Here is a 14,610-nt window from a genome sequence, read left to right as displayed (position 1 = left end):
TGCGCGGTCGCGACCTGTACCTTGCCCGACGCCGGCGTTCAGGAACCATGCGCGCGGCGGGTCGTATGACTGGCATCGCCCCATGACGGGGTTCGAGAGGATGTATCCATGAAACGCCTATTGATCGCTGCCGGGATGGCCGCTCTGTTGCTCGGCGCGGCGCCCGCCGTCGCTTCCCCGCAGGCGCGCGACCAGGTAACCGGCGGCTATGGCCAGGGCTATCGCGACGATGCCCGGGTCGAGCGCCGCGACTGGTCCCGCAAGGTGGTCCGCACGCAGGAGCGGCGTCGCGATTGGGATCGCCGCCGGCACTGGAACGACAACCGACGCTCGTGCCGGAACGAGCGCCGGCACCATCGCTGGGTGCGCGTCTGCGGTAGGCGCTAAGGCGTAGGGCGCGGCGCTGCCTGGGACGTGCGGTGAAGCCAGCGGTTCGCGGCGAACACCGACAGCGCCCAGGCGGTGCCGAAGCTCCACCCGCCCAGCACGTCGCTCGGCCAGTGCACGCCGAGATACACGCGACTGCACCCGATCAGCACGACGAGCAGCGCGCCGAACCCGACGATCGCGATCCGCGCGGACCAGCTTTTCGCGCCCTCGGCCAGCATCAATGCCAGGGTCAGGTACAGCGCGGCGGACACCAGGCTGTGGCCGCTCGGGAAGCTCGCATTGTTGACCTGGACGAGGTGCGGGACGAGCGCCGGGCGCGGGCGGCCGATCGCGTATTTCAGGCTGTTGCTGATCAGGCTTGCGCCGATCAGCGACACCGCAATCCACGCCGCTTCGGCGCGCTGGCGGCGGTAGAGCAGCCAGATCAGCCCGGATATGCCGAACAGCCACATCAAGGTCGGCCCGCCGAGCGCCGAGATGTCCACCGCCGATTGCTGGAGCCAGGCCGGCCCGATCGGCCGCTGGAGATCGCCCGGCACGCGCAGTCCGAGCAACAGGCGCTGGTCGATCGCCCACCCCTCGCCCTCGAGCAACTCGTCGGCAAGGTACGCCCCGAGCCCGACGAGCGAGGCGACGAACAGCCCTAGCGCCGGCCACAGCCACGGGCGCACGATCCTGGGTTGGGGATTGTCCTCGGTCACTGCGGCGACCTTGGCACAATGGGTGCCGGTGAGGCTAGCGCTCGATCATCATCAGCGGCTGCGCGACGAACCGCTCGTCGGCGGGGTCCCACAGTTCGCTGGTCTGGAACGGCCGGTCGGTGATCGCGATGTCACCCAGCCCGTCGAGCTTGAACACGCCCATTTTGTATTCCTTGGGCACCGCACTGCCGCGCTCCAGCGTGACGCCGCCGACATGCAACGCGTCGTTCTTCATGAACAGCACGTGCGGCGCGAGCACGATATCCTGCAGATTGTAGGTGGCCGTGACGCAGTGCTTGGTCACGATCGCCTGCAGGATCGTCGGCGTCGCACCGGTCGGCATCGGCTCGGCCTTTTCGGTCAGGTACATGAAGTTGATATAGCATTCATGTTGCGGTGCAGCAATAGTCGTTACGCGCTCGGCGCCACGACCGGTCCCGCGCCCGGCACCTTTGGCGGGATCGGGACGAGTTCGTAGATGTCGAGTACGTCGCCACCGCTGCCGTGCGGCACGACCATCCGCCAGCGGAACGGTGCGACGCGCTCGATCACCGCGGCGATGTCGCGGGAGGGGTCGTCTCCATAAGGCGGCGCGGTCCCGGCCGCGGTGGCGCGATTGGTGCCCAAGAACACCTGACGCATGTCGGTGTCCGCGAACAGCCATCCGCCGGGCAGTGCGGTACCAGTCTGCTTGGTAAACGTCCGCTTCTCGCCTTCGTCCGTGATGTAGCAGAAATCGGGTTTGAACGAGACGTAGCCACGCTGGCCGCCCAGCCGGATAAGGCGGCACAAGTAATTGCCTGGTGACAATTCGGGCAGCGTCAATGCTCCGGCCGGTTCCAACAGTGCGCCTTCCGCCGTCACCTTGCCGCGCAGCCGCGCTGGAATCTGCCCCAGCGCCTGCTTCCACAGCCCGGGCAGCGCGTCGATCCGCGCGCGGTCGGTCGCCGATGCCGTCGCGCGCCATCCGGTTAGAACGGGTTCCACCGGCGCAGGATCGGAAACGGCCGCGACTGGCTTAACCGGCACGCTCGCGCACCCGCCCAGCAGCGTCATCAACAGCGCAAACGTACCCAACGCGCGGCGCATCCAGCCCTCCAGTCGCTTTCGAAAACCGTCATTTCAACGTGTTAACGAAAGATGAGCGGAGACGGTTAACAAATGGTTAATTTGCTGCGAGCGCTAAGCGGTTCGGCGCACGCCGCCCACGCTCCGTCGCTCCATCCACCGTCTCAATATCCACTCATCGAATACGGTCGCGAGGCCAGGTTCGTTCCCCAGGATTTGTTCGGCGTCGCGCTCATCGTGAAGCGAAGCTCGCCGCCGCGCTCGATCTCGTCATGCGTGAGGTAAACGCGGTCGAGCGGTTTGCCGTTCAGGGCGACCGCGCCGACATATTTGTTGGCGTCGCTCATGCCGTTCGCAACGATCGTGAAGCGCTTGCCGTTGGGCAGTTTGATCGTCGCGCGATCGACGAACGGCCGGCCGATGACATATTGCCCGCTGCCCGGCGCGACGGGGTAGAAGCCGAGCGACGTGAACACCAGCCACGCCGACATCTGGCCGATATCGTCGTTGCCCGACAGCCCCTGCGGCGTGTCGTTATACTGGCTATCGACGATCTGCTTGAGCCGCGCCTGCGTCCGCCATGGTGCGCCGGCGAACGCGTAGAGATAGGCGACGTGGTGGCTCGGTTCGTTGCCATGGATGTACTGGCCGATAAGCCCAGCGATATCCTCCGACTTCGAATAATCGAGCTTCGACGTGTCGAAATCGAACATCGCATCGAGCTTCGCCACGGTCGCCGCGTCGCCACCGAGCAGTTTGATCAGCCCACCCTGGTCGTGCGGCATGAACCACGAATATTGCCAAGCATTCCCCTCGGTATAGTCGGACCCGTAATTGATCGCGGTCGGATCGAACGGAACGCGGAAACTGCCGTCGGCCTTGCGCGCGCGCAGCCAGCCGGTCTTGGCGTCGAAGGAGTTACGCCAATAAGCCGCGCGCTTCTCGAACGTCGCGGCGACGTCCAGCCGCCCCATCTTCCGCGCCATCCGCGCGATCGTCCAGTCGTCATAAGCGTATTCGACCGTCTTCGACGCTGCCTCCGGCTCCCGATCGATCGGGACATAGCCGAGCGTCATATAGTCGCCGAGCCCGCCGTAAGGCGCATAGGTCGCACTCGCGACCATCGCGTCGAGCGCCTTGTTTGCGTCGAAACCCTTCATGCCCTTCAAATACGCGTCGGCGATGACGGGAACGGCGTGATAGCCGATCATCGTCCATGTCTCCTGCCCTTGGAACTGCCAGACCGGGAGGATCCCGTATGGGCTCGCTTCGCGGCTGGCGATTAGGGAGCGGACGACGTCGCTGGTGGTCGATGGCGGCTGGACGATCGTCAACAAGGGGTGTTCGGCGCGGAACGTGTCCCACAGCGAAAAGGTCGAACGGAAGGTGAAGCCGTCGGCCTTGTGGATCTGATCGTCGGGGCCGCGATAGCGCCCATCGGCGTCCGACAGCACGCTCGGCGCCATCAACGCGTGATAGAGCGCTGTGTAGACGGTACGCTCTGTTTTCGCGTCGGCCTGAACGTCGAGCACCGACAGCGCCGTCTCCCAGGTGGACTCGGTCTTCGCCCGGATCGCGTCGAAATTGCCCGGCTCGCTGGACAGGTTGGCGATCGCGCCGTCCTCGTCCACCGTCGAGATACCGACCTTGACCTCGAGCGGCGCGTCGAGCCGCCCGAAATCGAGCCGCGCGACCAGCGCCCTGCCTTTCAATTCGGCGATGTCGCTGCCCGATCGGCCCGGTCCTTTGAACCCCTTGTACGGCACGTCGGTCTCGGTGTTGCGGAAGTCGTGGCCAAGCAGCGGTCGCGAGAAGCGCATCGCGAAAAACAGCTTGCGCCCCGGCGCCCAGCCGCGCGTCTCGCGCCCGCCGGTCAGCGTGCCGTCGGCCCGCAACCGGATCGACGACCACGATACCTTGCCGGGATAGTTATAGAGGCTGGTGCGCAGGTCGAACACGAGATGTGCCGGCTTGTCCCTGCCGAACGTGTAGCGTTGCACCCCGATCCGCGTCCCCGCCGTCATCTCGGCGCGCACGCCGGGATCGGTCAGCGTGACCGCGTAATAGCCCGCGCTCGCAATCTCGCTGCTATGGCTGAACCGTGATCGGTATCCGCTGCCCGCCTTGGCCGCGTCACCCGGTTCGAGCGGCACCGCGTCGCCCGCGACGGGCATCATCAGGAAATCCCCGAGATCGGAATGCCCCGCGCCCGAAAAGTGGGTCATCGAGAAACCCTGGATCGTCGGGTCCTCGTACCGATAGCCGGCGGCATGCGGATAGCATTTGCGGATAACGCACTCGGCATCGGTGTCGGGCGACAGCTGCACCATGCCGAACGGCGCGACGGCGCCGGGGAAGGTGTGTCCCTCCCCGCCCGTTCCGATGAACGGGTCGACCGCCTTCATCGGCGTTAAAACCGCTGCGTCGGCGATCGGCGACAGGATCAGCCCCAATCCGGCAAGGATTGCGGGCAGGCGGCGCAGGGTCTGGCTCAGCATCCCCGCATCAAAGCATGACGGCCGTCTTTGTCCAAGACGGCCGATGCACAGATCAATGCCAGAAGATCAGCAGCAGGATGATGATCGGCAGTGGAATGCCCAGCAGCCACAACAAGATGCCCTTACCCATGATCGCGCCCTTTCCGATTTGGTTTCGCTGGCGACACAACCGGCAAAGACGGCAACGCGTTCCGAAAATTGATATTGATGCGGATCAACCTGCGACATTGCGCGGGCGGGGGAAATCGGCATGACGGCGCAATGAGCGAGACTCCGCGCAGCATCGTGATCCTCGGCGGCGGCACCGCCGGGTGGATGGCGGCGAACCTGATCGCGCATCATCTCGGCCTCGAAGCCAGCGTTACCGTGGTCGAATCGCCGGAGATCGGAATCATCGGCGTCGGCGAGGGCTCGACCCCGCAATTGAAGGCGTTCTTCGACACGCTCGACATTGCCGAAGCCGATTGGATGCCGCGGTGTAACGCGACCTACAAGACCGGGATCGGGTTTCGCGACTGGTCCGAAGCGCCGGGGTTCGACGCCTATTTCCACCCCTTTCCTACCGACCTCGACGGCTTCACCGCGCCGGCCTTCTTCGCGAACGCCTATGCGCGGCGCCACGGCGCGGACGTGTGGGCGCATCCCGATCGTTTTTTCCTGCCGACGGCGCTCGCCGCCCGCCGCCTGGCACCGATCGTACCCGATCATTTCCCGTTCCAGATCGGGTACGGCTATCATTTCGACGCCCACCTGGTTGGTGCGTTCCTGCGCGATCATGCGATAGGGCTGGGCGTCCGTCACTTGCAGCATCGCATCGTCGATGTTGCCGTCGCGGACGGTAACGTCAGCCATCTCGTCGCTCAGAACGACATCACCATACCGGGCGACTTCTTCATCGACTGTAGCGGGTTTCGCTCGGTCATCGCCCAGGGCGCACTCGGCGCTAAGTTCCTGCCGTTCGCGGCCAATCTGTTCAACGACGCCGCGGTGGTCATGCCGACCCCGCGCGACCCCAACGGCACCAACTGCCAGACGATCTCGACCGCGATGCAGAACGGCTGGGTCTGGGATATCCCGCTGACCAACCGCACCGGCAACGGCTATGTCTATGCCAGCGGCTATTGCTCTGCCGACGAGGCGGAGACCGAGTTGCGAGCGCATCTCGGCTTGCTCGATTCGCCTGTCGAGGCGCGCCACCTCAAGATGAAGGTTGGCCGGATCGCCGAAAGCTGGACCGGCAACTGCCTGGCGCTAGGATTGTCGCAAGGGTTCATCGAACCGCTCGAAGCCACCGCGCTCCATGTCGTACAGGCAACCGTCGAAGGGTTTTTCCGGGCGTGGCGCGACGGCGGGTTCACGCCACGACATCGCGACGCCTTCAACCGCGCGATTGCCGCCCGTTACGAAGGGATTCGCGACTACATCGTCTGTCACTATCGGATGAACCGGCGCACCGACACGGCCTATTGGCGTGACAATGCCACGCATGACGAGCTGTCGGATTCGCTAAAGGCGATCATCACGTGCTGGTTCACCGGCCGCGATCTGGAGGAGGAAATCGCGCGGCAGGATATCGCGCATTATTACGCGCCGGCATCATGGCATTGCCTGCTCGCCGGCTACGGCCAGTTCCCCGGGCGACTGTCCGCCGACGCGCCCGCGCCGCCGACCGACATGGCGGCGATCGACGATTTCATTACCCGTTGCGCGCTCAACTTCCCATCGCACGACGCAGCCCTGGAGGCGCTACGGTGACCGACGGCCTCCCCCTGCCCCGCCGCTACGGCGCGATCGGCGCGCTGTGTTGCGGCACGGCGCTGATCATCATCGACGGCGGCATCGCCAACGTCGCGCTGCCCAGCATCGCGCGCGACCTGCACGTCGAATCGAGCGCGGTGGTGTCGATCGTCACGGTCTATCAGCTTATGCTCGTGATGCTGCTCCTGCCCTTCGCTGGGCTCGGCGAGCGGATCGGGCTCAAGCGGATGTATCAGGTCGGTCAGACGATCTTCACCGTCGCAACCCTATTGTGCTTCTTCGCCAAGAGCCTGCCGTTCCTGCTTATCGTCCGCGCGGCGCAGGCGATCGGTGCCGCGGGCGCGCTCAGCGTATCGTCGGCGCTGATCCGATCGACCTATCCGTCCAGCCAGCTCGGCCGCGGGCTCGGGATCAATTCGGTGATCGTGTCGAGCTCGGCCGCCGCCGCGCCGACGATCGGCGGGCTGGTGCTGGCGGTGGCGCCCTGGCCCTGGGTGTTCGCCTGCGCCATCCCGTTCGCGTTGCTCAGTCTGCTTCTGGGCCGCGCGCTCCCCGATCCCAAGCCGCAGCACGCGCATTTCGACGTGCTCGGCGCAGTGATGTGCGCGGCGATGTTCGGGCTGGTCATCGGCGGCGCCGAGAGCGCAGTGCACGGCAACAGCCCGGTCGTCTCCGCCGCGATCGTGCTGACCGGGACGTTGGTCGGCTACTATTTCGTCAAGCGCGAGAAAGGCGACGCCAACCCGATCCTCCCGCTCGATCTGCTCGCCCGGCCCGTCATCGCGCTGTCGGTGGTCGGCGCCTATACCGCGTTCATCGCATCGATGACCCTGCTGCTATCGACGCCGTTCCGACTGACACAGGAGTTCGGATTCAGCGCGGCAATGGTCGGCGCGGCGATCGCACCGTGGCCGCTGACCAACATGATCGTCGCGCCGCTGGCCGGGTGGTTATCGGATCGTATCCCGGCGGGCCTGCTCGGCGGCATCGGCATGTGCATCAGCATCACCGCACTGCTGCTGATCGCGTTCCTGCCCGCACACCCGGGCTATTTCGACATCGCCTGGCGCATGGCGCTGTGCGGATCGGGATTCGGCACCTTCCTGCCGCCCAACGCCCGCCTGATCATCGGCAGCGCCCCGCGCGAACGCGCAGCGGCGGCGGGAGGGCTGATCTCGACGGTGCGCCTGACGGGTCAGACGACGGGGGCAACCGTCGTCGCACTACTGCTCGCGCTCGGCATCGGCGCGGGACGCGTCCCCCCGCTCGTCTCGGTCGGCCTGGCGGTCGTCGCCGGCCTTTGCAGTCTGTCGCGCCTCCGCCCCTCGATCCGCAACCCGCAACGGACCGAGGTGCAGGACGAAGTGCCCACCCTGAAGACCACGCGCTGATACCCCATCCGTTCGTGCTGAGCTTGTCGAAGCACGTGTTCTAGTCACGCCCTACGACAAGCTCAGGGCGAACGGTGGAGTCAGAATACGGCCTTCGCGTCGCCCCCCATCATCGCCGCGCGGACCAGCGGGATCGGCGGGCCGCCGAACGACAGGAACTGGTCGTGGAAGTCCTTCCACGCTTTTCGCCCGCCACGCGTCGCGATCCAATCGTCGCGCAACTTGCGGATCATCAGCTTGCCCATCGTGTAGTTGAGGTAGGCCGGGTCATAGGTCCCGCGCGCCGCTTGCTGGTCGGCGTTTCCTTCGTCCTGATAGCATTGCTCGCGGAACATCTTGAACGAGTCCGCCTGCGTCATGCCGCGCGCGTGCATCCCGATCGCCGACAGGAAACGACAATCGCGTAGCAACGCGTTGCTGATCTGACCGATATGCGTTTCGGGATCGCCGTTGTTGAGCCCGGCATCCCACATCATCTCCTCGGCATAATGCGCCCAGCCTTCGGCGAAGGCGTACCCGACGAACAGCTGGCCGAAGAGCGACGGCGAGCGGTTGGCGTGGAGGAACTGGACGAAATGCCCCGGCATCACCTCGTGGACCGAGGTGAACAGCAGGTCCATCTTGCCGGGCACGAAGCCGAGCTGCTTCTCCTTCGACCAGCTCGGGTCCGGCGGCGAGATGTAATAGACCGACGGGATGCCCTTATCGAACGGTCCGGGCGGATCGATATAGGCCGAGTTCTGCCGGTTGTAGGGCGGGCTCTCCTCGACCAGCGCCTGTTCCGTGCCGGGGACCGAGACGATATTGTTCGCCACCACGAACGCCTTGAGCATCGGGATCTGTCGCCGCGCTTCCGCGACGGGGTCGTTCCCCGCGGGCTTGTTGGCGCTCATCTTGGCGACGCACGCCTCGATCGTCTTGCCCTTGGCGTATTTGTCGCACGCTTCCTTCAACGCGTCCTGGTTCTTCTTTAGGTCGGCGCGACCCGCCGCCTCGAGCTGGTCGAGCGGCGTATCGACGCCCTCGGTCTCGAGCACCATGCGTTGGAACTTGTCGGCGCCGAGCGCGAAGTCCTGCGTCGCCGACCCCTTCTGACCGTCGAGCCACGTCGCGAGATCGCTCATCGCCTTCGACGCCGCGGTGGACGCGTCGGCGAAGTCCTTCTGCATCGCCTTGTCCTTGACCCCGGCGAACGCCTTCTTCGCATCGCCGGTGTAATAATCAGCGAAGCCCTTGAACCCCGCGACACCGTATTTGATGAAGCTCGCCGGCATCGGCATCTTCAAGTTGGTGCGAATGTTCGCGGCGGCCGACGGCACTTGGCGCAGGAACTTGATGATCGCGGTCATCCGCGTCTTCGCGTCGGCATAGTTGCGCGCGATATAGACGTTGGGGTCGAGCCCACCGCCGACATAGTAAGCCGGGTTGTGGTGCGGCTGGTCGGCATCCTCCAGCCAGAACAGTTTCCCGCGCGCGACCTGGATCAGGTAATCGCGCTCGAACGCGTCCTGCTTCGCCATCTTGGTTTTGTCATACGCCTGCGCATCGGCGATCGCCTTGCGGAAGAAATCGGCCTGCGCCTTCAGTCCGGACGGGCTCCAGTCGGGGATGCCGCCGTCGTAATCGTGCTTGCCTTCGTAGACGGCGAAAGCGGGGTCGAGCTTGAACACGCCGTCGACAAAGGCATCGCGGAATTGCGCCCAGGGCTTCGTCGTCGTGGTGGTCGTCGTCTTGTTGGTCGCCGTCGTCGTGTTGTTCGTACTGGTCGACACATTGCACGCGGTCAGCGCCACGCAGGCGACCGCACTCAACAACTTAACCTTCATCAGTCTCTCCGCGAATTTTCTGGCAAGCGTGCTGCCAGATTGCGCGGGCGAGCGCCAGAGCGCTACTTGAGAGGAACGACGACTTCGTTGGGATTGACGACGTTCAGCTGCTTGCGCGTGAGTTCGTCGGCCATGTCCGGATCGACCTTTTTCGGGTCGAGCAACTGCACGCGATTGGCGATCTCCGCCTGCTGCCGCTTCAGCGCGACGAGGTGCTGCTGCTGGCGCTCCAGCATGCGTTGATAGTCGCCATAGGCCAGCGCGCCGTTCGATCCGACCACGGCATAGGTACCGAAGAACGCCATGATCGCCAGCGCGAGCGCCGGGAATGCGGCGCGGCGGAAAACCGAGCGGAACGTGGTGGGACGGCGCGTCATCGTACCGTCATCTCTCGCTCAACCGGACTCGCTGGGCAAGCCAAAATTAACCATGATTCGCCGACTTGAGTCGAATGCGCGCCGAAGCGAATCGGCGGCGCGGAACTTACCGCGCCGACCGCAACACGCCCCGCCCCGCATAGACCGCGACGTCGCCCAATTCCTCTTCGATCCGGATCAGCTGATTGTACTTCGCCAACCGGTCGGAGCGCGCGAGCGAACCGGTCTTGATCTGCCCGCAATTGGTCGCGACCGCGAGGTCGGCGATCGTCGCATCCTCGGTTTCGCCTGAGCGGTGCGACATCACAGCTGTGTAGCTCGAGCGCTGCGCCATCGAGACGGCGGCCAGCGTTTCGGTCAGCGTGCCGATCTGGTTGACCTTGATCAGGATCGAATTGCCCAGCCCCTGCTCGATCCCATCGGCCAAGCGCTTGGGATTAGTCACGAACAGATCGTCGCCGACCAATTGAACCTTGTCGCCGACCAGGTCGGTCAGCGCCTTCCAGCCCTCGAAATCGTCCTCGGCCATACCGTCCTCGATCGAGAAGATCGGATATTTGGCGACGAGATCGCCATAATAGGCCGCCATTTCGTGCGGGCTCAAAATCTTGTTTTCGGCCGAGATGTTGTACTTGCCGTCCTTGAAGAACTCGGTCGAGGCCGGATCGAGCGCGAGCATCACGTCGTCGCCGGGCTTGTATCCCGCCTTCTCGATCGCGCGCATAATGAAGTCGAGCGCGTCGGTGGTGTTGGCGACATCGGGCGCGAAGCCGCCCTCGTCGCCCACGCCCGTCGACAGGCCTGCGTCGTGGAGCATCTTCTTCAGCGTATGGAAGATCTCCGAACCGTAGCGCACCGCCTCGAACAGCGAGTCCGCACCGACCGGCACGATCATGAACTCCTGGAAGTCGATCGGATTGTCGGCATGTTCGCCGCCGTTGATGATGTTCATCATCGGCACCGGCAGTACGTGCGCGTTGACCCCGCCGACGTAGCGATAGAGCGGCAGGCCCCGCGCGTCCGCCGCGGCTTTTGCGGTTGCGAGGCTCACGCCCAGGATCGCGTTCGCCCCCAGTCGCGCCTTGTTCGGCGTGCCGTCGAGCGCGATCATCGCATTGTCGACATCCGCCTGATCCTCGGCATCGAAGCCAAGGACCGCGTCGGCGATCTCGCCGTTCACCGCGTCGACCGCCTTCTGCACGCCCTTGCCCGACCAGCGGGTCTTGTCGCCGTCGCGCAGTTCGACCGCCTCGTGCGCGCCGGTCGAGGCACCCGACGGCACCGCCGCACGACCGAAGCTGCCGTCCTCCAGCATCACTTCGACCTCGACCGTCGGATTGCCGCGGCTGTCGATGATCTGGCGGGCGTGCATGTCGATGATTGCGGTCATGGAACGGTCTTCCTAGATTGGGGGAAGCAAGGGTGTCGCGGCGGCGCTCTATCGGGTTCGCTTGGTCCGGGCAATTCGCTTGGACGACGGAACCGGTGAAAGCCGCCTTGGTTGTTTGACCAGTTGGAGTAAGGAACACGATCATGGCCGATACCGCACCGAACGAAACCATTGTCGACAACGATACCGGCGCCACAGCGAAGGACGCCAAGGCGAGCGTCCAGTCGTTGAAGGACAATGTCATCAAGTTCGCCAACGACGCCGGCGACAAGGCGAAGGCCGCGGCCGAGGACGGCAAGACCCGCGCTGGCGGCGCGCTCGACGAACTGGCGGCGATGCTGCACGATGCGGCCGGCACGGTCGATGAGAAGGTCGGCGATCAATACGGGCAATATGCTCGCTCGGCCGCCGACGCGGTCGCCAATTTCTCCAAGTCGCTCCAATCGAAGCAGGTCGACGACCTGATCGACGAAGCGCGCGAGTTCGTGAAGAAAAGCCCCGCGGTCGCGATCGGCACCGCCGCGGCGATCGGCTTCGTGCTGGCGCGGCTGGTCAAGGCTGGGCTCGACGAGCCCGCCGGCGACAAGAAAGCCTGAGGGCTCGGACCCGCTGCGTGGAGGAGGAGCAGCCGCCCCAACAGGAAAGCATCCCAGCGTTGGTCAGCCGGCTGATCGACGATGGCGAGGAATTCGTCAGGGCGGAACTGAAACTCTACCGCGCGCGGTTGTTCTCGCGGATCGACGGCGCGCGCAACGCGATCATTCTGGCGGTGGTCGCGTTGTCGCTGGCCCAGGCCGTCATCGTCGCGGCCTTGGTCGGGTTGCTGATCGTCTTGCGGCCACTGTTGGGGCCGGGTGGCGCGACCGGGGTGGTCGTCGCGGGTGGATTGGCGCTCGCGGGCCTGCTGGCGTGGCTCGGCTGGCGGCAATTGCTCAAGGCGACCGAGATCAAGGACAAGGACGATCGGCCATGAGTCTGATCGAGGACGAACTTGCCAAGGCCGAAGCGCAATCGGCGGAAAGCCGGCAGCAACTGGCGAGCACGGTCGTCGCGCTGCAATCGCGGCTTAAGCCGAGCGCACTTGCCCGTGACGCGATCGAGGAATTGAAGGAAGTCGGCGGCGAGATCGCCCAGGCCGGCGTCGACACGATCAAGCGCCATCCCGTCACCACAACCGGCGTGATCGCGGCGGTGACGGCGTTCTTCGCCCGAAAACCGCTGAACCGATTGCTGCACCGGCAACCGCGCGACGACTGACGAGTTCAAAGCATTCCAGAGTAGAGGACCGACCAATGCCCGACACCGCCGACACCGCCGTCAAGAAGCCCAGCGGCCGTATGGAAGCCGCGATGACGACGGCGCGCGGCGCCGCCAATGACGCGCTCCACGAAACGCGCAAGGCGGCGCAACGCGTCGGCAAGGCGGCGGAAGCCAATCCGCTGGCGGTGGTCGCGGGCGGGATCGCGATCGGTCTGGCGGCGGGTGTGCTGCTGCCCCGCACGAAACGCGAGACGGCGTTGCTCGGCCCGGTCGGCAAGCGGATCAACAGCGCCGCCGCCGGTGCCGCCGAGGCGGCCAAGGACGCGGCCAAGGCCGAACTCGGCGCGTTCCCGCTGAGCAAGCAGGCGGCACGCGCGCAGGTCAGCAAACTGCTTGACCAGGTCGGCGCAGCGATGTCGGCTGGCGGCGAAGCTGCACTGGCGGCACGCGAGGAAGCGCCGGCGCCTAAGCCCGTTAAAAGGACGCGGCGAAAGGCCGATTAACCTTTACTTGGCGTCCTTGCGCGATATGGGGCCGCCATGAGCAAGCTCCATCTCGTGTTCGGCGGCCGCGTCAAGGATCCGCAGACCCTCGATTTCGATGAATCGACGATCGAAACCGTCGGTATCTTTCCCGACTTCGCCAGCGCCGAGAAAGCGTGGCGGGCCGCGGCGCAGCGTACTGTCGACGATGCCGAAATGAAGTTCGTGGTGGTCCACCTCCACCGCCTGCTCGAGCCAGATCCCGATCTGCAGGGCGGCGCCGACTAAGCCTTGCGGTAGCGCCAGAGCAGGATCGGGCGGGTCAGGATCAGCCCGGCCAGAAACCCGCCGATATGCGCGCCGACCGCGACCGGCTGCGGGCTCAGCATCGCCAGGTTGATCAGCAGATTGATGATCGTCCACGCCGCGCCGAGCCACAGCGCGTGGAGGAAGCTGGCCGACAACGGCCCGACTGCGCGCACGCGATTGCGGCCGTACAGCAAGGCATAGGCGGCGATGATCGCGGCGATCGCACCGCTGGCACCGATCGTCGGCACTGTCGATAAGGGGTTCTGCACCCACTGCCCTGCGGCGGCGGCATAGGCGCCGACCAGATACAGGATCAGGACGCCGACCGACCCCAGCGCGCGCTCGGTCTCGCGTCCGCAATAGACCAGCATGCCCAGGTTGAAGAGCAGGTGGAGCACGCTTCCGTGCAGCAACGTGCACGTCAATGGCGTCAGCCACGCGGGTATTGCGGGGCCGGCCCAGGCGACCGCCTGATTGGGAACGAGCGCCGGGATAAACCCGCCGACCAAAGCAGCGGCCTGGCTGCTGCCCATCAGACCGACCACCGTCGACACGATGAACGTCACCGCGGCGAGGGCGTAAGTCGCGGGCGCGTCGCGCCAGGTTGGCTGGTCGGTCAGATGAACTCGATCTTGCTGACGAGATAGTAACGGTCGCCTGCGGGCACCGACACTTCGACCTCTTCGTCGACCTTACGGCCGATCAGCGCGCGTCCGATCGGCGAATTGTAGCTGATCCGGCCGGTCTTTGCGTTCGCCTCGGTCTCGCCGACGATCTGATACTTGGTCGGCTTGTCGTCTTCGTCGAGCAACGTCACCGTCGCGCCGAACACGACCTTGTCGCCCGACAGTTCCTTGGGATCGATGATCTGGGCGCGGCTCAATTTGCCCTCGATGTCGGCAATCGTCGCCTCGTTCTGGCCCTGCTGCTCCTTGGCGGCGTGATATTCGGCGTTTTCCGACAGATCGCCGTGCGCGCGGGCTTCCTCGATCGCATCGACGATCAGCGGGCGCTCCTCTTTCAAGCGACGCAGATCTGCCGTGAGCTTTTCATAGCCCTCTTGCAGCATCGGCATCTTCTCGACGGTCGCCATACCCCTATTCCCTCGTCAAATCGTCTTCCCCAAGCGACCCTGTCGAGCCGCCCGCACCTTGTTTCTC

At 65.1% G+C, this 14,610-nt stretch carries 17 protein-coding genes; 8 read left to right on the top strand and 9 right to left on the bottom strand.

Annotated elements, in window-relative coordinates; genetic code table 11:
* The first annotated feature begins 108 nt into the window (after window positions 1-108).
* A complete protein-coding gene (locus tag FPZ24_RS07060) occupies window positions 109-387 on the top strand; it encodes a hypothetical protein (RefSeq protein ID WP_146570529.1) in 279 nt (92 codons plus the stop codon).
* Here FPZ24_RS07060 and FPZ24_RS07055 read toward each other — a convergent pair.
* The 4 genes from FPZ24_RS07055 to FPZ24_RS07040 form a co-directional block, all read right to left on the bottom strand.
* Window positions 384-1,091, bottom strand: a complete 708-nt coding sequence (locus FPZ24_RS07055) for a phosphatase PAP2 family protein (protein WP_146570527.1) — start codon at window positions 1,089-1,091, stop codon at window positions 384-386. The two genes, FPZ24_RS07060 and FPZ24_RS07055, sit on opposite strands and share 4 nt — an antisense overlap.
* Window positions 1,092-1,125: 34 nt before the next feature.
* The gene (locus FPZ24_RS07050) at window positions 1,126-1,461 is read right to left on the bottom strand and encodes a WYL domain-containing protein (RefSeq protein ID WP_146570525.1); all 336 of its coding nucleotides are present in this window, start codon (window positions 1,459-1,461) and stop codon (window positions 1,126-1,128) included.
* A 41-nt stretch (window positions 1,462-1,502) separates the two neighbouring features.
* A complete protein-coding gene (locus FPZ24_RS07045; protein ID WP_146570523.1) occupies window positions 1,503-2,180 on the bottom strand; it encodes a DUF4893 domain-containing protein in 678 nt (225 codons plus the stop codon).
* A 143-nt stretch (window positions 2,181-2,323) separates the two neighbouring features.
* Window positions 2,324-4,657, bottom strand: a complete 2,334-nt coding sequence (locus tag FPZ24_RS07040; protein WP_146570521.1) for a GH92 family glycosyl hydrolase — start codon at window positions 4,655-4,657, stop codon at window positions 2,324-2,326.
* Between the two features lie 261 nt (window positions 4,658-4,918).
* Here FPZ24_RS07040 and FPZ24_RS07035 point away from each other — a divergent pair, with 261 nt between their 5' ends.
* Together FPZ24_RS07035 and FPZ24_RS07030 are read left to right on the top strand one after the other, a co-directional pair.
* On the top strand, window positions 4,919-6,412 hold the full coding sequence (locus tag FPZ24_RS07035; protein ID WP_146570519.1) for a tryptophan halogenase family protein: 1,494 nt from the start codon (window positions 4,919-4,921) through the stop codon (window positions 6,410-6,412).
* Complete coding sequence (locus FPZ24_RS07030; protein ID WP_146570517.1) at window positions 6,409-7,806, top strand: MFS transporter; 1,398 nt, start codon at window positions 6,409-6,411, stop codon at window positions 7,804-7,806. The genes FPZ24_RS07035 and FPZ24_RS07030 overlap by 4 nt, the downstream gene beginning before the upstream one ends.
* An 80-nt stretch (window positions 7,807-7,886) precedes the next feature.
* Here the strand turns inward: FPZ24_RS07030 and FPZ24_RS07025 are convergent, their stop codons facing one another.
* The 3 genes from FPZ24_RS07025 to eno form a co-directional block, all read right to left on the bottom strand.
* A complete protein-coding gene (locus tag FPZ24_RS07025) occupies window positions 7,887-9,632 on the bottom strand; it encodes a DUF885 domain-containing protein (RefSeq protein ID WP_146570515.1) in 1,746 nt (581 codons plus the stop codon).
* 62 nt (window positions 9,633-9,694) lie between these two features.
* Entirely contained in the window at window positions 9,695-10,009 is a 315-nt protein-coding gene (locus tag FPZ24_RS07020; RefSeq protein ID WP_146570513.1) for an FtsB family cell division protein, read from the bottom strand.
* Between the two features lie 106 nt (window positions 10,010-10,115).
* A complete protein-coding gene (gene eno / locus FPZ24_RS07015; RefSeq protein WP_146570511.1) occupies window positions 10,116-11,399 on the bottom strand; it encodes a phosphopyruvate hydratase in 1,284 nt (427 codons plus the stop codon).
* Window positions 11,400-11,542: 143 nt separating this feature from the next.
* On the opposite strand from eno, the gene FPZ24_RS07010 reads away from it, so the two are divergent.
* From FPZ24_RS07010 to FPZ24_RS06990, 5 genes are read left to right on the top strand one after another with little or no spacing between them, the layout of a single operon-like run.
* The gene (locus tag FPZ24_RS07010) at window positions 11,543-11,995 is read left to right on the top strand and encodes a hypothetical protein (RefSeq protein ID WP_146570509.1); all 453 of its coding nucleotides are present in this window, start codon (window positions 11,543-11,545) and stop codon (window positions 11,993-11,995) included.
* Window positions 11,996-12,012: 17 nt separating this feature from the next.
* Window positions 12,013-12,372, top strand: coding sequence for a phage holin family protein (locus FPZ24_RS07005; RefSeq protein WP_186729114.1), 360 nt, complete (start codon window positions 12,013-12,015; stop codon window positions 12,370-12,372).
* Entirely contained in the window at window positions 12,369-12,656 is a 288-nt protein-coding gene (locus tag FPZ24_RS07000) for a DUF3618 domain-containing protein (RefSeq protein WP_146570504.1), read from the top strand. The genes FPZ24_RS07005 and FPZ24_RS07000 overlap by 4 nt, the downstream gene beginning before the upstream one ends.
* Window positions 12,657-12,691: 35 nt before the next feature.
* Window positions 12,692-13,162, top strand: coding sequence for a hypothetical protein (locus FPZ24_RS06995; RefSeq protein WP_146570502.1), 471 nt, complete (start codon window positions 12,692-12,694; stop codon window positions 13,160-13,162).
* 36 nt (window positions 13,163-13,198) lie between these two features.
* Entirely contained in the window at window positions 13,199-13,429 is a 231-nt protein-coding gene (locus FPZ24_RS06990) for a DUF4170 domain-containing protein (protein WP_146570500.1), read from the top strand.
* Here FPZ24_RS06990 and FPZ24_RS06985 read toward each other — a convergent pair.
* Both FPZ24_RS06985 and greA read right to left on the bottom strand, forming a co-directional pair.
* Window positions 13,426-14,016, bottom strand: a complete 591-nt coding sequence (locus FPZ24_RS06985; RefSeq protein ID WP_338061675.1) for a rhomboid family intramembrane serine protease — start codon at window positions 14,014-14,016, stop codon at window positions 13,426-13,428. The two genes, FPZ24_RS06990 and FPZ24_RS06985, sit on opposite strands and share 4 nt — an antisense overlap.
* Before the next feature lie 50 nt (window positions 14,017-14,066).
* Window positions 14,067-14,543, bottom strand: a complete 477-nt coding sequence (greA, locus tag FPZ24_RS06980) for a transcription elongation factor GreA (RefSeq protein ID WP_146570498.1) — start codon at window positions 14,541-14,543, stop codon at window positions 14,067-14,069.
* Window positions 14,544-14,610 lie beyond the last annotated feature (67 nt).

This window comes from Sphingomonas panacisoli, from assembly GCF_007859635.1.
In the GTDB taxonomy this organism is placed as follows: domain Bacteria; phylum Pseudomonadota; class Alphaproteobacteria; order Sphingomonadales; family Sphingomonadaceae; genus Sphingomonas; species Sphingomonas panacisoli.
Note: the sequence above shows the minus strand (reverse complement) of the source record. Positions and strands in the feature narration are given on the sequence as shown.

Excerpts from the sequence above, each read along its gene's own strand:
- eno (WP_146570511.1), bottom strand. The coding sequence starts at position 11,399 with ATGACCGCAATCATCGACATGCACGCCCGCCAGATCATCGACAGCCGC.
- greA (WP_146570498.1), bottom strand. The coding sequence starts at position 14,543 with ATGGCGACCGTCGAGAAGATGCCGATGCTGCAAGAGGGCTATGAAAAG.
- FPZ24_RS06995 (WP_146570502.1), top strand. The coding sequence starts at position 12,692 with ATGCCCGACACCGCCGACACCGCCGTCAAGAAGCCCAGCGGCCGTATG.
- FPZ24_RS07020 (WP_146570513.1), bottom strand. The coding sequence starts at position 10,009 with ATGACGCGCCGTCCCACCACGTTCCGCTCGGTTTTCCGCCGCGCCGCA.
- FPZ24_RS07010 (WP_146570509.1), top strand. The coding sequence starts at position 11,543 with ATGGCCGATACCGCACCGAACGAAACCATTGTCGACAACGATACCGGC.
- FPZ24_RS07045 (WP_146570523.1), bottom strand. The coding sequence starts at position 2,180 with ATGCGCCGCGCGTTGGGTACGTTTGCGCTGTTGATGACGCTGCTGGGC.
- FPZ24_RS07060 (WP_146570529.1), top strand. The coding sequence starts at position 109 with ATGAAACGCCTATTGATCGCTGCCGGGATGGCCGCTCTGTTGCTCGGC.
- FPZ24_RS06990 (WP_146570500.1), top strand. The coding sequence starts at position 13,199 with ATGAGCAAGCTCCATCTCGTGTTCGGCGGCCGCGTCAAGGATCCGCAG.
- FPZ24_RS07040 (WP_146570521.1), bottom strand. The coding sequence starts at position 4,657 with ATGCTGAGCCAGACCCTGCGCCGCCTGCCCGCAATCCTTGCCGGATTG.
- FPZ24_RS07050 (WP_146570525.1), bottom strand. The coding sequence starts at position 1,461 with ATGTACCTGACCGAAAAGGCCGAGCCGATGCCGACCGGTGCGACGCCG.
- FPZ24_RS07035 (WP_146570519.1), top strand. The coding sequence starts at position 4,919 with ATGAGCGAGACTCCGCGCAGCATCGTGATCCTCGGCGGCGGCACCGCC.
- FPZ24_RS07025 (WP_146570515.1), bottom strand. The coding sequence starts at position 9,632 with ATGAAGGTTAAGTTGTTGAGTGCGGTCGCCTGCGTGGCGCTGACCGCG.
- FPZ24_RS07000 (WP_146570504.1), top strand. The coding sequence starts at position 12,369 with ATGAGTCTGATCGAGGACGAACTTGCCAAGGCCGAAGCGCAATCGGCG.